Here is a 16,893-nt window from a genome sequence, read left to right as displayed (position 1 = left end):
CGGCGGCGGTGTTGAGGATCTGTTGAGTATCTGTTCAGGCGGGCGGGGACGAAGGGGTTGGCTCCGGTGCCGACCTGTGGAAATACGCGGCTAGCGACCGATCAGGGTCGCGCCGGGGAGTGACTGCTCGACCGCCTCCGGCGTGCCCACCACGACCGTCAGTTTTTCCTCGGTCTTCTTTGCCGCCGCGTTTCCGTAGAGCTGCACCTTTCCGAGCTTTTTTGCCTGGACGGTGACGAACATCCGGGTGGGGGTGCACCACAGGGTCACGGTGCTCTCCGAACTGGTGCCGACCATGGGTTCCTTGGGCCCGGCGAAGCCCTCTTCCGCGGTGACGACGTTGCCCTCGGACTTGGTCAGATCCTGGCTCATGTTGAAAAGCACGCTGGAGGATCCCTGGTCGGCGAGCCCGCACACGCCCTTGTTGCTGATCCAGGGGACCATGTCGTATTTGCCGACCTGGATCCGCGCCAGCACTTTGTCCGCCCCGTCCGGCATGCCCGATTTGGAGGCCGCGGCCGGCAATGACGCCAGCGGCCAGCGGCCCGGATCCTTGAGCAGCCAGTCCTTCGGCTCGTTCGTCGAACAGCCCGTCAACAATAAGACCGCAAGCATCACGATTTTTCCCCGCATAGGTCGATCATCATAAGGTCGAAGCTTCGTGCCGTACGGGCGTATGCGGTGACATTCCAGGGGCGGGTTACCGTTGGAGTAGGTGTCGAATCGGCGTTGGGGGTACGCATGAAGCGACGCTCCGCGAAGACAGCGATGGCCGCAGGGGCATTCCTGGCCGCCATCACCACCGGATCAGCCGCGACGGCCATGGCATCTTCGCCGATGCCGTCCCCGAGCCCTGAAGGAACGCAGCCCACGTGCCCCGGCATGGGGCAGATGCATGCCGTGACCAGCGAGTACGACTACCTGGCGCAGATGGTCCCGCACCACGAGGACGCCATCGCCGCGGCCCGGCAGCTGCAGCGGTCCAGCAGGCCGGAGATGCGGCGGCTCGGGCAGTCGATCGTCGCGACGCAGACCGCCGAGGTCGCCCGGATGAAGGGCTGGCTGCTGCAGTGGTACCCGCAGAGCCCGGCGCCGAGCCCGACCGGGACCACGATGCCCGACCTGGCGGGGCTCTCGGGGAATCAGCTCGACAAGGCCTTCCTGCAGCACATGATCCCGCACCACATGATGGCGATCATGATGTCGCAGCAGCTCCTCGTGCACGGTGAGGCCGTACATCCCGAGGTCGCCGCCTTCGCCCGCAAGGTGCGCGACGACCAGCGGGCCGAGGTCGCCACGATGCGGCGGTACCTGGTCCAGTGGTTCGGGGAGCAGAGCATGCCCTGCATCCCGCAAATGCCCGGCATGCCCGACATGACGCCAGAGCCGCACATGTCCGAGATGACACCAGGGCCGCACATGTCCGGCATGACGCCCACCACCGGCACGTCCTGACGGCACCCCGACCGCTCGGCCAGCGAGGGGAAGGGACGGCGCGGGCCGCGACGAAGGCGGGGACCGTCCCGCCGGAGGGGGCGGAGGGGGCGCGAACCGTCAGAAGGCGGGGAAGGCCCAGCCCGATGGGTGGAAGGGCGCGCGCTCCCCGCGGAAGGCGAGCGAGGCGGCGGTGACCGCGCCCGGCCGCAGTTCCTCGACCCGGCCCGCCGCCGCCAGCGACGACAGCGTGGTGCCGCCCAGGTAGGCCGCCCCCAGCTCGGCGGACGTCAGCCGCAGGTCGGCCTGGGCCCGGGTGCGTTCGCAGGTGACGGAGTCGCCGTCGGCCCGCAGGCGGTGGCGTCCGGCGTTCCAGGGGCAGACCGGGTCCTGGACCTCCAGGACCAGGTCCAGGGGGGTCGAGTAGCGGCGGGCCGCCAGCGCCCGGTCGACGTCCACCAGGCGGACCCAGAGGTTGTCGATCGTGGTGGCGCGGGCCGCGCGCGGGTCGGTCAGCAGGTGCGTCAGCGGTTCGTCGACGGCGCCGTCGTAGGTGAGGCCGGCGTGCGCGTCGAGGTCGATGAGGAAGCGCCACAGAGCGGCGTAGGACTGCCTGGTGGTGGCCGCGACCTCGATGACCTGCACCAACCCGGGCTTGGAGCGGTAGAGGACGTACCCGGTGGCCTCGCCGCCCGGCTCGGTGTGCACGGCGAAGCGCAGCTCCGTCCCGCCGCCGCGGACGCGTTCGCCGTCCGCCAGGCGGGCCTGCCAGAACTTCTCCGTACGGTCCACCCAGCCGACCGCGCCGCGGCGGGCGGTGTCGTAGACCTTCTCCAGCAGCGGCCGGGCGTCCTGACGGGCGAGCAGGCGGATCGTGCCGTCGCCGAGGTCGGTGCCGGGCCGCAGGGCCATGAGTCTCTTGTCCGCCTGGATCTCGGCCACGTGGCTGGCGACGCCGTACCCGAACCGGCCGTAGATGGTGGCCTCGGCGGCGTTGAGCGCGGTGATCGGCTCGCCGCTCGACTCGTGCAGGTCGGTGAGCTGCTTGCGCATCATCGCGGTGAGGATGCCGCGACGCCGGTGCGTGGGCAGGACCGCGACGAGCGTGATGCCGGCGACAGGGACGGCCGCGCCGGGGACCGTCATGACCCGGCCGTAGATCGAGGCGCCGCCGACGATCTCCGGGCCGTCGTAGGCGGCGATCGTGCGTTCGGGCTCGATGGAGGTGGCCGCGTTGCGGAGGCCGCCCTCGTACCAGTCCTGGCCGTACGTGGTGGTGATCATGCGGGCCCAGGCGTCGAGTTCGTGGGCGTGGATGGTCCGCAGGGGGTAGGTGGTCGTCATGCTTCGAGCCTGGCCGGGTAAACATGGGCCGCACATCGGGTGATACGGGTATTTATATGCTGACGCCGTGGTGGCGGAGCGCGTGGTCAGTCCCGTGTTCGTCGGCCGGGGTGAGGAGCTGTCGGTCCTGGCCGATGCCCTCGACCGCGCTGTCGCTGAGGGGCCGGCGGTGGCGCTGGTGGCCGGGGAGGCCGGGATCGGCAAGTCGCGGCTGCTGGCGGAGTTCGCGCGGTCGCTGGGCCCTCGGGTTCGGGTGGTCGAGGGCGCCTGTGCCGAGCTGGGCAGCGACGGCCTGCCGTACGCGCCGTTCGTGACGGTGCTGCGCCGGCTGATCCGCGTCGAAGGGGTGCTGCCCGGGCCGTACCGCCAGCTGGCCCGCTGGTTCCCCGAGCTCGGCGGGACGGACGAGGCCGAAGGCGGCAGGCACCGGCTGTACGAGGAGGTCCTGACGCTGGTCGAGCGGGCGGCCGCGGACCAGCCGGTGGTCGTCGCGATCGAGGATCTGCACTGGGCCGACGCCGCCACCCGCGAGCTGCTCGGTTTCCTGGCCAGGAACCTGACCCAGCCCGGCGTGCTGCTGCTGATCACGTACCGGCCGCACCAGACCGGCGACGGGCTGCTGCTGTCCGAGCTCGCCCGCCGCCCGCGCGCCACCGCGTTGCGCCTGGACCGCCTGGATCGGCAGGACGTGGGCCGCCAGCTGACCGCGATCCTCGGCACGGAACCGGACGCGGCCGCCGTGCTGCGCGTGCACGAACGCAGCGACGGCAACCCGCTGTTCGTCGAGGCGCTCGCCCGCGCGGACGAGCGGACCCCGGACAGCCTGCGTGACCTGCTGCTGCACGGCCCGCGCTCGCTGCCCGGCCCGGCTCGTGAGCTGCTGCGCCTGGCCTCGGTGGCGGGCGGACGGGTCGCCCACCGGCTGCTGGCGAAGGTGGCCGGGCAGGACGGGGCCGCCCTGGACGCCCTCCTGCGCGAGCTAGTCGACCGCAGCCTGCTCGTCACGGCAGGGGACGGCTACGACTTCCGCCACGCGCTGATCCGGCACGCCGTCTACGAGGACCTGCTGCCCGGCGAGCGGGCCCGCCTGCACGCGCGCTACGCCGAGGCTCTGCGCGACGGCGACGCCCATGCGCAGCTGGCCGCGCACGCCTACGCCGCCGGGCAGCGCGGGCCGGCCCTGACCGCCGCCTACCTGGCCGCGGCGCAGGCCCGCCGGTCCTACGCCTACGAGGAGCAGGTCCGCCTGCTCGACCAGGTCCTCGAACTGTGGGATCCGCAGGCGGGGCTGGGGGCCGACAGGATCGACGTCCTGACCGAAGCGGCCGAGGCCGCCATGCTCAGCGGCGACTACGCCCGCGGCGTCGACCACGCCACGACGGGGTTGGCCGAGGTGGACGAGCGGCGCGAACCCGAGCGGGCCGCCCAGCTGCTGGAGCACCGGGGCAGGCTGCGGCACCGGCTGGACGGCACGGGCGTCTCCGACTGGGAACACGCCCTCGGCCTGCTGGCCGCCGCTCCCGACAGCGTCCGGCGGGGGCGGCTGCTCGGGGTGCTGGCCATGGGCCTGCTGCCGGAGGTGGAGCGGGCCCGTGACCTGTTCGTGGAGGCGCTGGCCGTCGGCCGGCGCACCGGCGACGCCACGGTCACGATCCGCGGGCTGCTGGGCGTCGGGTCCATGACGAGCGACCTCGCGATGCTGGCCGAGGCGCGCACGCTGGCCGAGCGGCTGGACAGCCACGACCTGCTCATGACCGTCCCGATGTACGAGGCCACGCTGCACACCAAGGCCGGCGACCAGCACCGCGCGGTGGAGGCGGCCCGCGGCGGCATCCGTCACGCCCGCCGGTACGGGCTGGGCCGCAGCCGTGGCGCCGAGCTGGCCCGCTACGCCGCGCGCGGCCTGATCCTGGCCGGGCGATGGGACGAGGCCGCCGCCCTGCTGGAGGAGAGCCTCCAGCAGGATCCGCCGCCGCTGTCGCGCCTGGCCCTGCGCGTCCTGGCCGGCTACCTGGCGCTGCTGCGCGGGGACCTGGCCGCCGCCGCCGATGCCGCCGACGCCGCGGCCGGGCATGCCGGGAGCGGCGACCTGTTCCCCCGCCACCAGTTGTTCTGCCTGCTCGCCGTCGCCCAGGGCGACCCGGAGCGGGCTGACCTGCTGCTGGAGCGGGCGCTGGCCGATCCGGCGCTCAACCGGATCTACAGCAGCGACGCCCGGCCGGTCCTGGTCGCCGGCGCCCTGGTGCAGCAGGTGCGGCTGGCCCGCGGCGCGCCCCGCGAGCGGGTCGCGGCCCGCCGGGCCGAGCTCGCCGCGGCCGATGCGATGCTCGGCGTGGACGGGCCGTTCGACCGGGCCTGGCAGGCCATGCTGCGCGCGCTGGTCGAGGACGCCGACGGGGACGCCGGCTGGGACGGCGTGGCGGCTGCCTGGCGGGATCTGGGGCAGCCGTACGAGCTGGCGCTGAGCCTGTTCCACGGCGCGCGGGCCGCGCTGACGGCGGGCGACCGGCCCGGCGGGACCGCCCGCCTCAGGGAGGCCGCGCGGCTGGCCGACGAGCTGGGCGCCGCGCCGCTCGCCAGGGAGATCGCCCTGCTCGGACGGCCCCGACCGGCGCAGGACGGGCTCACCGAGCGCGAGCGCGACGTGCTCGTCCTGATCGCCGACGGGTTGAGCAACCGGCAGATCGCCGCCCGGCTGCACATCTCGCCCAGCACGGCGGGCGTGCACGTCTCCCACATCCTGGCGAAGCTGGGCGCGGCCACCCGTACCGAGGCGGCGGCCATCGCGTTCCGCGAGGGACTGGCGGGATCCTCCACGACCCGGCCGTGACCTGGAAGCAGCCCCGGGGTCAGGTCAGGGTGTCCTCGACCTTGATCTGGCCGCCCTGGACGACCCACTTCTGGTTGGGGTGGTTCAGGCACGTCCACAACCGCACCACGGTGTTGTTGGCGCGGCTGTTGGTGGCGTCCAGGCAGACCTCCCGGCCGCTGCCGACGGTGTCCTCGACCTTGATCTGGCCGCCCTGGACGACCCACTTCTGGTTGGGATGGTTCAGGCACGTCCACAGGCGCACGTTGGTGTTGTTGGCGCGGCTGTTGGTGGCGTCCAGGCAGACCTCCCGGCCGCTGCCGACGGTGTCCTCGACCTTGATCTGGCCGCCCTGGATCACCCACTTCTGGTTGGGATGGTCGAGACACGTCCACAGGCGCACGTTGGTGTTGTCGGCGCGGCTGTTGGTGGCGTCCAGGCACGCCGGCGGGCCGGCCTGGGCGGCGTGGGCCGTCGAGGCGGGGGCGACGGCGGCGGCCACCAGGGCGACGGCGGACGCGGCCATCAGGCGGGCGACGGGGCTGGCGGGCATGGGTTACCTCCACTGATGCGGTGGGTGGGCCGGCACGGGCCTCGGACGGCGGGCGAGCCCCCACGGGCCGTGACGACCATGAGCAATGCATACAGAAAGTAATCGCACGACAGCAGAAAGTGATCTGGCGGCAAGGTGACGCATCACTGGCCGGTGTCGAAAGCCTCCGAATCCGCCCGGGAGGTCAGAGGCGCACCCGCCGGAAGCAGGTCAGGAGGGTCGCTGCGGAGCGGCGGGGCTGGAGATGGAACCCTCCAGGGAGAAGAATCGATCGTCCACGTGGTCCAGCGCCAGACAGGCTCCGCCCAGGGCGACGCACTCCTCGCCGAGCGTCGAGGGCCGGATGTCGGGAACGCGTACACAGTGAGGTTCGAGCGCCCGGCGCAGCGCGGGCAGCAGGACGTCGGCCGAGCGGGAGAACCCGCCGCCGAGCACGACCAGTTCGGGGTCGAGCGTCAGCACCATCGCGGCGGTGCCGAGCGCGAGATGGCGGGCGTACGCGTCGACCGCGGCCTGGGCCTCCAGGTCGCCGGCCCGGGCCGCGCCGAAGACGTGCCGGGCGGCCTCCTCGGGCGCGGCGCCCGTGGCCGCCGGGCCGCTCTCCAGCCGCCCGGCCATGGTGCTCCAGCCCGTGATCTCCATGAGCCCGACCTCGCCGGTGGCCCCGCTGAACCCGTGGTACAGGCGCCCGTCGATGATCAGCGCGGCGCCGGGCCGGCGGCCGACGTGCAGGTAGACGAGGTGCTGGACGCCCGCGGCCACCCCGAGCCGCTGCTCGGCGAGCGCGGCCAGCTTGCTGTCGTTCTCGATGGTGATCGGGCAGGCCAGCCGCTGCCCGAGGTGACCGACGAGGTCGACGCCGGGCCAGTCGGGCAGGTCGTTGACCATGGTGACGAGCCCCTCGCGGTTGACGACGCCGGTGCTGCCCGCGGTGACGCCCCACATGTCGGACGCGCTCAGCCCGGCGGCGACGAGCGCGGCGTCGACGGCCCGCCACACCGCCTCCAGCCGCTCCCGCTGGGCGGTGTGCCGGTCGACGGCGACCCGCCCGCTGGCCACGATCCGGCCGGCCAGGTCGGTGATCACGGCCAGCACCTTGTGCACGCCCACGTCGATGCCGAGCACGTGCCCCGCGTCGCTGCGGAACCGGTAGCGCTTGGCGGGCCGGCCCATGGCGCCCGGCGCGGGCGGCACCTCGGCGATCCAGCCGCGCTGCTCCAGATCCGTGACGACGTCCACGACGGAGGCCCGTGACAACCCGGTGCGGGCGGACAGCTCGGTGAGCGTCAGCGGCTCGCGCGCCTCCCGCAGGGCGCGGATGCTGCTCAGGGAGTTCAGCTGGCGTAGCCGCTGAAGGTCGCCACCACTGACCTGCACGGTCACACTCCTCACTATCACTGGTCTCTGAACTATATCCCTTTGGCCCATCCCCACTTCTAGCTGCATGTGCCCGGCGGTAAGAGGCTTGACGGCAAGGTCATTCTCGTGACTATCTATGGAGACCTTCATAAAGGAGTTTGCGAAATGACAGTGACCATAGCCATCGTCGGGGCCGGATCGCGCGGCCAGATCTACGCCAGGGCCGCCGCCGCGGACGGCCGGGCCCGCATCGTGGCAGTCGCCGACCCGGACCCGGCCCGGCGGGCCAAGGTGGCCGCCGACCACGACCTGCCGGACAGCGCCTGCTTCGCCGGATGGGACGAGCTGGCCGCCGTGCCGAAGCTCGCGGACGCCGTGGTCATCGCGACCCAGGACCGCTTGCACGTCGAGCCGGCCGTGGCCTTCGCCGACCTCGGCTACGCCATCCTGCTGGAGAAGCCCATGGCGCCGACGGAGCCGGAGGCCCGCCGCATCGTCGAGGCGGTCGAGCGCAACGGCGTGCTGTTCGCGGTCTGTCACGTGCTCCGCTACACGGCCTACACCAGGGCGTTCAAGGAGCTGCTGGACAGCGGCAGGCTGGGCACGATCTCCAGCGTGCAGCACCTGGAGCCGGTGGGCTGGTGGCACATGGCCCATTCCTTCGTGCGGGGCGCCTGGCGGAACGCGGCCGAATCGGGGCCGATGCTGCTGACCAAGTCCTGTCATGACATCGACTGGTTGCTCCACATCCTCGGCGAGCAGCCGGTCGCGGTGTCGTCCTTCGGCTCGCTGACCCACTTCCGGCCGGAGAACAGGCCCGAGGGCGCGAGCACGCGTTGCGTGAGCTGCGCCGTCGAGCCGGACTGCGCCTACTCCGCCAAGCGTCTCTACCTGAGCTGCCTGGGCGACCCGCGCCGGGAGTTCTGGCCGCTCGGCGCCGTCACGTCCGACGCCACCGTGGCGGGCGTCACGCACGCGCTGGAGACCGGCCCGTACGGCCGCTGCGTCTACGACTGCGACAACGACGTGGTCGACCAGCAGGTCGTCACGCTGGAGTTCGCGAAGGGCGCGACCGTGTCGTTCACCATGACGGCGTTCACGCCGCTGGAGCACCGCAGGACCCGGATCTTCGGCACCCGCGGGTACGCCGAGGGCGACGGGCGCGAGATCAGGGTCGTCGACTTCGTGACCGGCGCCGAGGAGCGGATCGACACCCAGACGACGGCGGGCGCGTCGCTCGCCGACGGCCACGGCGGCGGCGACGGGGGTCTCACCAAGGCGTTCATCGACGCCGTCGCCGCCGGGGACCAGGCGCCGCTGGGCGCCGGCCCGGCCGAGGCCCTGGCCGGGCACCTGGTCGTCTGGGCCGCCGAGCGCGCCCGCGAGACCCGCACCGTGCAGGCCCTGTGAACGCGACGATCCCGGCGCCCGCCCGCCACACGCCCGGCGAGGGCCGGTTCACCTTCACCGCCACGACCCCGCTGTCCGCCGACCCGGCGCTGGCCAGGGCCGCGGAATGGCTTCGCGAGGCCCTCACCCCGGCCACCGGCCTGCCGCTCCCCGAGGGGCCCGGCGGGGTGGAGATCCGGCTCGTCGCGGGCCTCGGGCCCGAGGAGTACCGGCTCACCGCCACGACCGAGTCGGTGCTGATCGAGGCGACGGGCCCGGCCGGCGCCTTCTACGGGGCGCAGACCCTGCGCCAGCTGCTCGACCCCGCCGCCTTCCGGGCCGGACGCACCGGGGACAGGACGTGGAGCATCCCCGCGACGGAGATCGCCGACGCCCCGCGATACGGCTGGCGCGGCTGCCTCATCGACGTGGCCAGGCACTTCCTGCCGAAGAACGACCTGCTGCGGTACATCGACCTGCTGGCCGCGCACAAGCTCAACGTCCTGCACCTGCACCTGACCGACGACCAGGGCTGGCGGCTGGAGATCAGGAAGTACCCCAGGCTCACGGAGGTCGGCGCCTGGCGGCACGAGTCACCGGTGGGCGCCGCGCGGCACCAGCGCTTCGACGGGCGCCCGCACGGCGGCTTCTACAGCCAGGACGACATCCGCGAGATCGTCTCCTACGCCGCCGACCGGTTCGTCACGGTCGTGCCGGAGATCGACCTGCCCGGCCACACGCAGGCCGCCATCGCCGCCTACCCCGAGCTCGGCAACCTCGACGACCGCCTGCCGGTCCGCACCGAGTGGGGGGTCGGCGAGAACGTGCTCAACGTCGCCGACGGCACGATCGCCTTCTTCACCGACGTCCTGGACGAGGTCCTGGAGCTCTTCCCCGGCCGGTACGTCTGCGTCGGCGGCGACGAGGTGCCGAAGACCCAGTGGAACGAGAGCGTCCCGGCCAAGGAGCGCATCCGGGAGCTCGGCCTGCACGACGCCGACGAGCTGCAGACCTGGCTCATGCGCCACTTCACCGACTACCTGCTGTCCCGCGGGCGCAGACCGCTCGGCTGGGACGAGCTCCTGGAAGGCGGCCTGCCGCCCGGCGTCACCGTCGCGGCCTGGCGCGGCGACAAGTGCGCGGTGCTGGCCGTGCGGGCCGGTCACGACGTGGTCGTCTCGCCGTTCGGCGAGACGTACCTGGACTTCCGCCAGGCCGACGGCGACCAGGAGCCGGTGCCGATCGGCAGCGTGACGTCCCTGCGGGCGGTGCACGCCTTCGACCCCGTCCCCGGCGGCCTGGGCGAGGGGGAGCGCGACCGGATCCTCGGCGCGCAGGCCGCTCTGTGGACCGAGCACATCGACTCCCCCCGGCTGCTCGACTACATGGCCTTCCCGCGGCTGGCCGCCTTCGCCGAGGCGATGTGGAGCGGCGAGCGCGACTTCGCGGACTTCCTGGCGCGGCTCGCCGTGCACGAGAGACGTCTTGACGCGCTGGGCGTGGAGTACCGGCCGGCGGCCGGGCCGCACCCCTGGCAGCGACGTCCGGACGCCCCCGGTCACCCCCGGACCAGGGCGGAGATCGACGCCCAGCTCGCCCGCTGGACGTCGAGCCTGCGTCTCTGAACCGCGCGTCCCCGCGCCGAGGGCGGCGCCGGTCTCAGAGCAGGGCCAGGAGCTGCGCGGTGTGGGCGGGCAGCTCCACGTCGGCGAGGCCGGTGAGGAGGTCTCTCAGGGGCACGGCCTGATCGACCAGGACCGTGCCGTTGGACAGGAGCAGGGTGGGCACCGGCGTGTCGAGTTCGGCCTCGCTCAGCGCCGGCCCGCCGAGCGCGCAGAGGGCGTCACCCTGGCGGCGGCGTCCAGCAGGGCGCGGTAGGCGTCCCGGAGCGGGATGGTGTCCAGCGCGTTCTCCTCTTTCTGCGGTCGTGTCGCCCGGGGCCGGGGCGTCAGGCGTGTGCCCGGTGCATTTCCCACGGCGCCTGCGGGAGGACCTCGCCGGTCTCCAGCAGCGACTTGAGGTTGGCCAGCACGGCCGGCCATCCCTGCGCGATCCCGTCGTGCATCGCCTGGTTGGGCAGGTCCTCGTGGGTCACGGTGAGCCGGACGATGTCCTGGTGCGGCTCGATGAGGAAGGTGACGACCGACGCCTTCCGCGCCGGTTCCGTGCCGGCGGCGTCGTCGAAGGTGACGACCAGGCGGGCCGGGGGCTCGGCCTCGATCACCTCGCCGACGACGTCGACGACGTCCGACCCGTCGGCGCGCCGGTGCTCCCAGGGTGATCCCGGCCGCCAGTCCGAGACGTTGGCGTGTCCCCAGTAGCGCGCCGTGAGGTCCGCGTCCGTCAGGGCCCGCCAGACCTGCTCGGCGCTCGCGCGGATGTAGGTGACGTAGACGTAGGTCGGCACGGACGTGGGTGCGTCGCTCATGGCGTACTCCTCTGCCTGGTTCTTGATGGCGTTGATCGCTCGCAGCCGGGGCCGGTCGAACTCCGAGATCCAGCGCTCCTGGATCTCGTGGATGGGCGCCGGGTTGAGGTAGTGGAGCCGTTCCCGTCCGCGCCGGACGACGGTGACGAGGGCGGCCTGCTCAAGCACGTTCAGATGCTGGGTCGCCGACTGGCGGGCCATGTCCAGGCGTTCGCACAGTTCGCGCAGCGTCTGGCCGTTGTGCTCGCGCAGTCGGTCGAGCAGGAGGCGCCGGGTGGGGTCGGCCAGCGCCTTGAAGACGAGATCCACGGCTGTCGCTTCGGGGCTCACGCCGTCCATTATGCAGGTATTTACCTGCCTATTGTCAAAGCCCCGCGCGGACCAGGCCGAACGCGCTGCCACCGCGACCCGGAATCCCTGTAGTCATTCGTGGTTGATCATTTGCTATGTCGATCGAGCTGTTCACAAGTGCGCATGGTTACCTTCAGTATTCGTGAAGATACGATCTGGCCCTGCGGGGCCGGGAAACAGCTCATCTGGCCCTAAACGTGCGGCCATTTCCACCATGCTCCTGCTGAGCGCGGTGTCTGTCGCGCTTCAACCTGCCCGTCCAGCAGCCGCGCAGCCGGTTCCGCTGGTCGAGGAGGACTTCACCGGAGCCACCGCGATCCCGCAGTTCATCGGCGTGGGATCGGCCTGCCTGACCGGCGCGCCGGCGGCTCCGCCCGCCGGGCCCGGCGACCATCCGCTCGGGGGCTGCCCCGCCAACGCGGCGGGTCCCGTCCCGCCGACCGGAGCAGCCCCGTACGGCTACCTCCAGCTCACCAGCGCCGATCTGGACCAGACGGCGGCCGCCCTCTACAACGAGCCGATCCCGGCCGAAGAGGGCCTGGACGTGACGTTCGAGCAGTGGCAGTACGGCAACACCACGGCGGTGCCCGCTGACGGCATCTCCTTCTTCCTGATCGACGGCGCGGCCACGCTGGACCGTCCCGGCGCGTTCGGCGGCAGCCTCGGCTACGCCCAGAAGCTGCCCGACGACGATCCGGCGAACCCGTTCGAGCCCGGGGTCAACCAGGGCTACATCGGCATCGGCCTGGACGTCCTCGGCAACTACTTCGGGGACTGGGAGCAGCGGGGCCGCACCTGCGCCGAGCGCTCACCGGCCGGCACCGGGTTCCGCGTCCCGGCTCCCGGGCCGAACATGGTGACGGTGCGCGGGCCCGGCAACGGAACCGCGGGCTACTGCTTCGTGACCGCCACCACCAGCAACTTCACCACGACCGGGCCGTGGCCCTCGACGCTGCCGGGCAACCTGCAGGGGCCCACGCGGACCGTGCCCAGCGACCCGCGGGCGGCGCAGGCCGTGCTGGAGGAGTCGAAGCGCACGGTCAACGTCCGGATCACTCCGGCGCCGAACCCCGAGGTCACCATCTCCATCGACTTCAACGACGGCGACGGGATGCAGGAGGTGCTGTCCCTGCCCGCGCCGCAGCCGGTCCCGGAGACCTACAAGTTCGGTTTCGGTGCGTCCACCGGTCTGTTCACCGATGTGCACCTGATCCGGAACGTGGTCGTCCGTCCGGTGGCCGAGCGGCCCGAGCTGTCGCTCACCAAGCGCGTCGCCGAGGACGCCGACCTGCCCGACCCGGTGCCGGTGGGCACGGAGGTGCCCTACGAGTACGTGGTCACCAACACCGGCAACATGAACATCGCCGACCTGATGGTGGACGACGACGTCGTCGAAGAGGTCACCTGCCCGCAGACCACCTTGAACGTGGGCGAGCGGGTCATCTGCCGCGGCTCGTACACGGTCACGGAGGAGGACGCCGAGCGCGGCTCGGTCACCAACACCGCCACCGCGATGGGCCGGGCGGACGGTGAGGAGGTCAGCTCGCCGCCGTCCGAGGTCACCGTCGGCGTCACGGACGAGCGCGGGATGCTGGAGCTGGACAAGCGCGTCGACGACTCCCGCACGTACCGCCCCGGCGACCGGGTCACCTACCGCTACGTCGTGCGGAACACGTTCGACGAGATCGTGACCGACCTGCGGATCGACGACAACCGGGTGTCGGACATCGTCTGCGAGACCACCACCCTGGAGCCCGGCGAGTCCACGTCCTGCACGGGCACCTACACGGTCACCGAGGAGGACGCCGCCCACGGCTCGGTCACCAACACCGCCACCGCGGTGGGCCTGATCGACGACACGGAGGTGAGCTCGCCGCCGTCGGAGGCCACCATCGACGTCATGGGCGAGCGCGGGACGCTGCTGCTGGACAAGAGCGTGGACGACACCCGCACGTACCGGCCCGGCGATCGGGTCACCTACCGCTACGAGGTCAGGAACAACTCCGACGAGACGCTGCGGAACCTCCGGATCGAGGACGACCGGGTGACGAACATCGTCTGCCGGACCACCACCCTGGAGCCGGGCGAGACCACCACGTGCACGGGCGTCTTCGTCGTGCCGAGCCGTCCCGGCGGCAAGAAGGACTGCCGCAAGGGCTGCCGCTTCACCGTCACCAACACCGCGGTGGCCAGGGCGGGCGACCTGACCTCCGGTCCGGCCAGGGCGACGATCCGGGTCGTGCAGAAGTCGAAGAACCCGCACCACCCGTGCCGGCCGGGCAAGGACCGCCACTGCCGGCCCGGCAAGAAGCCGCACCACCACGGCCACGGCCGTCACCACGGTCACGACCACGGTCACGACCACGGGTACGACCAGCGGTACGACCACGGCTACGACCACCAGTGCCCGCCGGGCAAGAGGCCGTACGACGGCAGGACCGCCGAATCGGGATGTGTCTCCGAGGACGCGGACAAGAACGAGCGGGACATGGGCCAGTCCATGGACGAGTCCTACGAGCCTCAGCCTGAGGACATGATGGACGACCCGTACATGGAACGTTCCTACCGGGAGATGGGCGACATGCCGATGCCCTGGGAGACCTCCGAGTAGGTCGTCCCTCTTCCCGTCCGCGTCAACCTGATGGTCCCTCCCCGCGGGGAGGGACCATCGTGCTGTCCGCCCCCGGACGGTCACCCCCAGGCGCCGACCTGCTTGAGGAAGACGACGCCGTCGATCGTGCCGAGGTGGGACGGGTCCAGCGGGAAGTAGGCGAAATCCTGGGACACGCGCCGCGCCGGGTCGGCGACGATCCCGGCCAGGCGGCGGGCGTCGATCACCGAGTGGTCCCACGGAAGCGCGGACAACACGCCCTCGACGGTGTCCGGCGGCGGGGTGTCGTCGCCGGTCGTGCCGAAGGCGGAGGCCAGGTAGGCGTACCGGTCGCCCAGGTGGGCGGCGGCGATCGCCCCGGCGCTCCACCACTCCAGCCGCTGGTCGCCGAACGGCATGAACGTCTTGTCGCGCTGGAGGTGCAGGTTGGAGGAGAAGACCAGGGCCGGGCCGTGCTCGGCGACGGCACGCAGGTTGGCCGCCATCATCGCGTCCCGCAGGGCCGACAGCCGGGTCCAGCGTGCCGGGGAGGCGTCGGCCATCCAGTGGTGGTAGCGCAGCAGGCCGGTGGCGGTGCGCGCGTACAGGTGCGCGCGTTCCCTGTCCCGCGCGCCGAGTTGCGGCGTCTGCGTGTCGAGCAGCGCCGCCAGGTCGTCGGCGATCACCCGCAGCCGCTGGGCGTCGGCGGACTGGCCGATCGACTTCGCCGGGTCCATGGCCGTGGCCTCGTCGGACCAGCGGTCGTCCGGGCCCAGCAGCGTGTCGAGGGCCTCCCTGGTCACCACCGCGGCGGGGAGCGGGCCGTCGAGCAGGTCGTAGAGGCCGGTGAGCGCCTCGCGCGGGCTCGCCGCCCAGTACTCCAGCGGGCCGTCCACCCCGAAGAAGCGCAGCTTCTCGTCGTGCTCCTCGTTGTGGGCGCGCATCCAGCGGACGAGCTCGCGGTTGGCCGGCAGGGCGCCGAAACCGTGGCTGAAGCCGCGGTCCATGACGTCGTCGAGGGTGCCGGCGCCGGTCGTGACGTAGTCGTCCACCAGGAGGCCCTTGAGGCAGTCGCTCTCGACGGCGAACGACCGGTAGCCCTCCTGCTCGACGAGGTGCCGGAAGATCTCGTTGCGCAGCTCGCCCAGTTCTCCCACGAAGTGCCGGGCCTCACCGAGGCCGAGCAACAGCGGCCGGGCGGGGAGCGTCCCCAGGAACGCTGAGACACCCGCGCCGTCGACCGGCCAGGCGATGTCCTTGATATCCATGCCTTCAACGCTATCGTTGAACTTTCGGTGTAACCCTTGCCATTGAAATCCCTGCACAGCCCCCTAGAACCTTCAAACGACACTTCATGCGTTGAACAGTTCGTTCAAAACAAGCTGTTGACATCAATCGGTTCCCGCGCCATCGTTGCCTCCATGTCGATCGAACACCCCTTCTCCCCGCCGGACCCCGAGCAGGCGCGCGCCCGGCGGGTGCACGCGTCCCTGTTCCGGATCGCCGAGCGGCACGCGGCCACCGACGAGCAGCGACTCAGGCAGGCGCACCCGTCGGTCATCGGGCCGCATGAGGCCGTCAGGCTGGTGTCGTTCCTGCTCAGCGGGGCCGCGCGGCTCGACGACGACGAGCCGGAGGTGGACCAGGCCGACATCACCGCGGCGTTGAGCCTCGTCCCGCTGGTTCGCGGAGAGCTGGACGCGCTGGAGGCCGGGCTGCTGGCGATGGCCCGTGGCCGCGGCATGACCTGGCAGGAGATCGCCTTCGGGCTCGGTCTGGGCACCGCGCAGGCCGCCCGGCAACGCCACGAACGGCTCGCCGAACGGTCGGCGGCGGCCCTCGACTAGGCCGCCCGCCGCAGGTCAGGCGCGGCGCGGGCGGTTCCACCAGAGGGAGAGCGACAGCGCCGCGACCACCAGCAGGGCGCCGGCCCCGGCGAAGGCGGCGGCCGTGTCCACCCGTTCGCGGACGACCGTGAACGTGCCGGGCAGGGCGTCGAGAGCGGTCGCGAGCTGGTCGGCGTTCTCGGCCCGGTGGTAGGAGCCGCCGGTCGTACGGGCGATCTGCCGGAGTGCCGGCTCGTCGATGACCCGGGGGTTGCGGCCCCGGTCGAAGCCCCCGCCGGACCCGCCGCCCCAGTCGCCGAAGCCGCGGCCGTCGAACTGCGAGTTGTCGCACACCATCGGCACCACCTTCGTGGTGCCGAAGCCGATGGTGAACACGCGTACGCGGCGCGACGCCGCCTCCTGGGCGGCCCGCTGCGGGTCGACGCCGTGGGTGTTGGCGCCGTCGGTGAGCACCACGATCGCGGCGCCGGCGTACCCGGAGGCCGCGGCGGGCGGCGTGGCGGCGGTGGCGGCGACCGAGGGATCCACCTCGGCGATCGCGTCGATCGAGGTGAGCATGGCCTGGCCGATCGCGGTGCCGCGAGCGACGGCGAGCCCGTCCAGGGCCTCGATCAGGGCGTCGGTGTCGTCGGTGGGCGGGACGAGCAGGCCCGCGGTGCCGGCGAAGGTGACCAGGCCGATGCGCGGCCCGCCGCGCTGCGACTCGATGAAGCCGGCGGCGGCCTTCCTGGCGGCGGTGAGGCGGTTGGGATCGACGTCGGTGGAGCACATGGAGAGGGAGGTGTCGAG

14 protein-coding genes are annotated in these 16,893 nt (G+C 72.2%); 6 read left to right on the top strand and 8 right to left on the bottom strand.

The window, feature by feature from the left end:
* Positions 1–90: 90 nt before the first annotated feature.
* Positions 91–633: a hypothetical protein gene (locus ACWCSD_RS04790; RefSeq protein WP_449913103.1), complete on the bottom strand. Its 543-nt coding sequence runs from the start codon at positions 631–633 to the stop codon at positions 91–93.
* A 249-nt stretch (positions 634–882) separates the two neighbouring features.
* On the opposite strand from ACWCSD_RS04790, the gene ACWCSD_RS04785 reads away from it, so the two are divergent.
* On the top strand, positions 883–1,455 hold the full coding sequence (locus ACWCSD_RS04785; protein WP_449913101.1) for a DUF305 domain-containing protein: 573 nt from the start codon (positions 883–885) through the stop codon (positions 1,453–1,455).
* 99 nt (positions 1,456–1,554) lie between these two features.
* Here ACWCSD_RS04785 and ACWCSD_RS04780 read toward each other — a convergent pair whose 3' ends face one another.
* Entirely contained in the window at positions 1,555–2,778 is a 1,224-nt protein-coding gene (locus tag ACWCSD_RS04780) for a GNAT family N-acetyltransferase (protein ID WP_449913100.1), read from the bottom strand.
* 67 nt (positions 2,779–2,845) lie between these two features.
* Here ACWCSD_RS04780 and ACWCSD_RS04775 point away from each other — a divergent pair, with 67 nt between their 5' ends.
* Positions 2,846–5,608 carry an ATP-binding protein gene (locus ACWCSD_RS04775; protein ID WP_449913099.1) on the top strand — a complete coding sequence of 921 codons (2,763 nt, stop codon included), beginning with the start codon at positions 2,846–2,848 and terminating at the stop codon, positions 5,606–5,608.
* A gap of 19 nt (positions 5,609–5,627) precedes the next feature.
* Here the strand turns inward: ACWCSD_RS04775 and ACWCSD_RS04770 are convergent, their stop codons facing one another.
* Both ACWCSD_RS04770 and ACWCSD_RS04765 read right to left on the bottom strand, forming a co-directional pair.
* Positions 5,628–6,140 (bottom strand): RICIN domain-containing protein, encoded by a 513-nt coding sequence (locus tag ACWCSD_RS04770; protein ID WP_449913097.1) that lies wholly within the window; start codon positions 6,138–6,140, stop codon positions 5,628–5,630.
* Between the two features lie 210 nt (positions 6,141–6,350).
* Positions 6,351–7,517: an ROK family transcriptional regulator gene (locus ACWCSD_RS04765; protein WP_449913095.1), complete on the bottom strand. Its 1,167-nt coding sequence runs from the start codon at positions 7,515–7,517 to the stop codon at positions 6,351–6,353.
* A 147-nt stretch (positions 7,518–7,664) separates the two neighbouring features.
* On the opposite strand from ACWCSD_RS04765, the gene ACWCSD_RS04760 reads away from it, so the two are divergent.
* The gene (locus ACWCSD_RS04760; RefSeq protein ID WP_358298918.1) at positions 7,665–8,909 is read left to right on the top strand and encodes a Gfo/Idh/MocA family protein; all 1,245 of its coding nucleotides are present in this window, start codon (positions 7,665–7,667) and stop codon (positions 8,907–8,909) included.
* Positions 8,906–10,513 (top strand): beta-N-acetylhexosaminidase, encoded by a 1,608-nt coding sequence (locus ACWCSD_RS04755; protein ID WP_397161601.1) that lies wholly within the window; start codon positions 8,906–8,908, stop codon positions 10,511–10,513. Before ACWCSD_RS04760 ends, ACWCSD_RS04755 begins: the two co-directional genes overlap by 4 nt.
* A gap of 34 nt (positions 10,514–10,547) precedes the next feature.
* On the opposite strand, the gene ACWCSD_RS04750 is transcribed toward ACWCSD_RS04755, so the two are convergent.
* The gene (locus ACWCSD_RS04750) at positions 10,548–10,676 is read right to left on the bottom strand and encodes a hypothetical protein (protein WP_387681103.1); all 129 of its coding nucleotides are present in this window, start codon (positions 10,674–10,676) and stop codon (positions 10,548–10,550) included.
* A 160-nt stretch (positions 10,677–10,836) separates the two neighbouring features.
* Positions 10,837–11,646 (bottom strand): ArsR/SmtB family transcription factor, encoded by an 810-nt coding sequence (locus tag ACWCSD_RS04745; RefSeq protein WP_358298914.1) that lies wholly within the window; start codon positions 11,644–11,646, stop codon positions 10,837–10,839.
* Between the two features lie 253 nt (positions 11,647–11,899).
* On the opposite strand from ACWCSD_RS04745, the gene ACWCSD_RS04740 reads away from it, so the two are divergent.
* The gene (locus ACWCSD_RS04740) at positions 11,900–14,278 is read left to right on the top strand and encodes a DUF7507 domain-containing protein (protein WP_449913092.1); all 2,379 of its coding nucleotides are present in this window, start codon (positions 11,900–11,902) and stop codon (positions 14,276–14,278) included.
* Positions 14,279–14,358: 80 nt separating this feature from the next.
* On the opposite strand, the gene ACWCSD_RS04735 is transcribed toward ACWCSD_RS04740, so the two are convergent.
* A complete protein-coding gene (locus ACWCSD_RS04735; protein WP_449913090.1) occupies positions 14,359–15,525 on the bottom strand; it encodes an erythromycin esterase family protein in 1,167 nt (388 codons plus the stop codon).
* Positions 15,526–15,678: 153 nt separating this feature from the next.
* On the opposite strand from ACWCSD_RS04735, the gene ACWCSD_RS04730 reads away from it, so the two are divergent.
* A complete protein-coding gene (locus ACWCSD_RS04730; RefSeq protein WP_449913089.1) occupies positions 15,679–16,104 on the top strand; it encodes a DNA-binding protein in 426 nt (141 codons plus the stop codon).
* Between the two features lie 15 nt (positions 16,105–16,119).
* On the opposite strand, the gene ACWCSD_RS04725 is transcribed toward ACWCSD_RS04730, so the two are convergent.
* A partial coding sequence (locus ACWCSD_RS04725) for a vWA domain-containing protein (protein WP_449913087.1) occupies positions 16,120–16,893 on the bottom strand: 774 nt, incomplete at its 5' end.

The organism is Nonomuraea sp. NPDC001684 (assembly GCF_053596515.1).
Note: the sequence above shows the minus strand (reverse complement) of the source record. Positions and strands in the feature narration are given on the sequence as shown.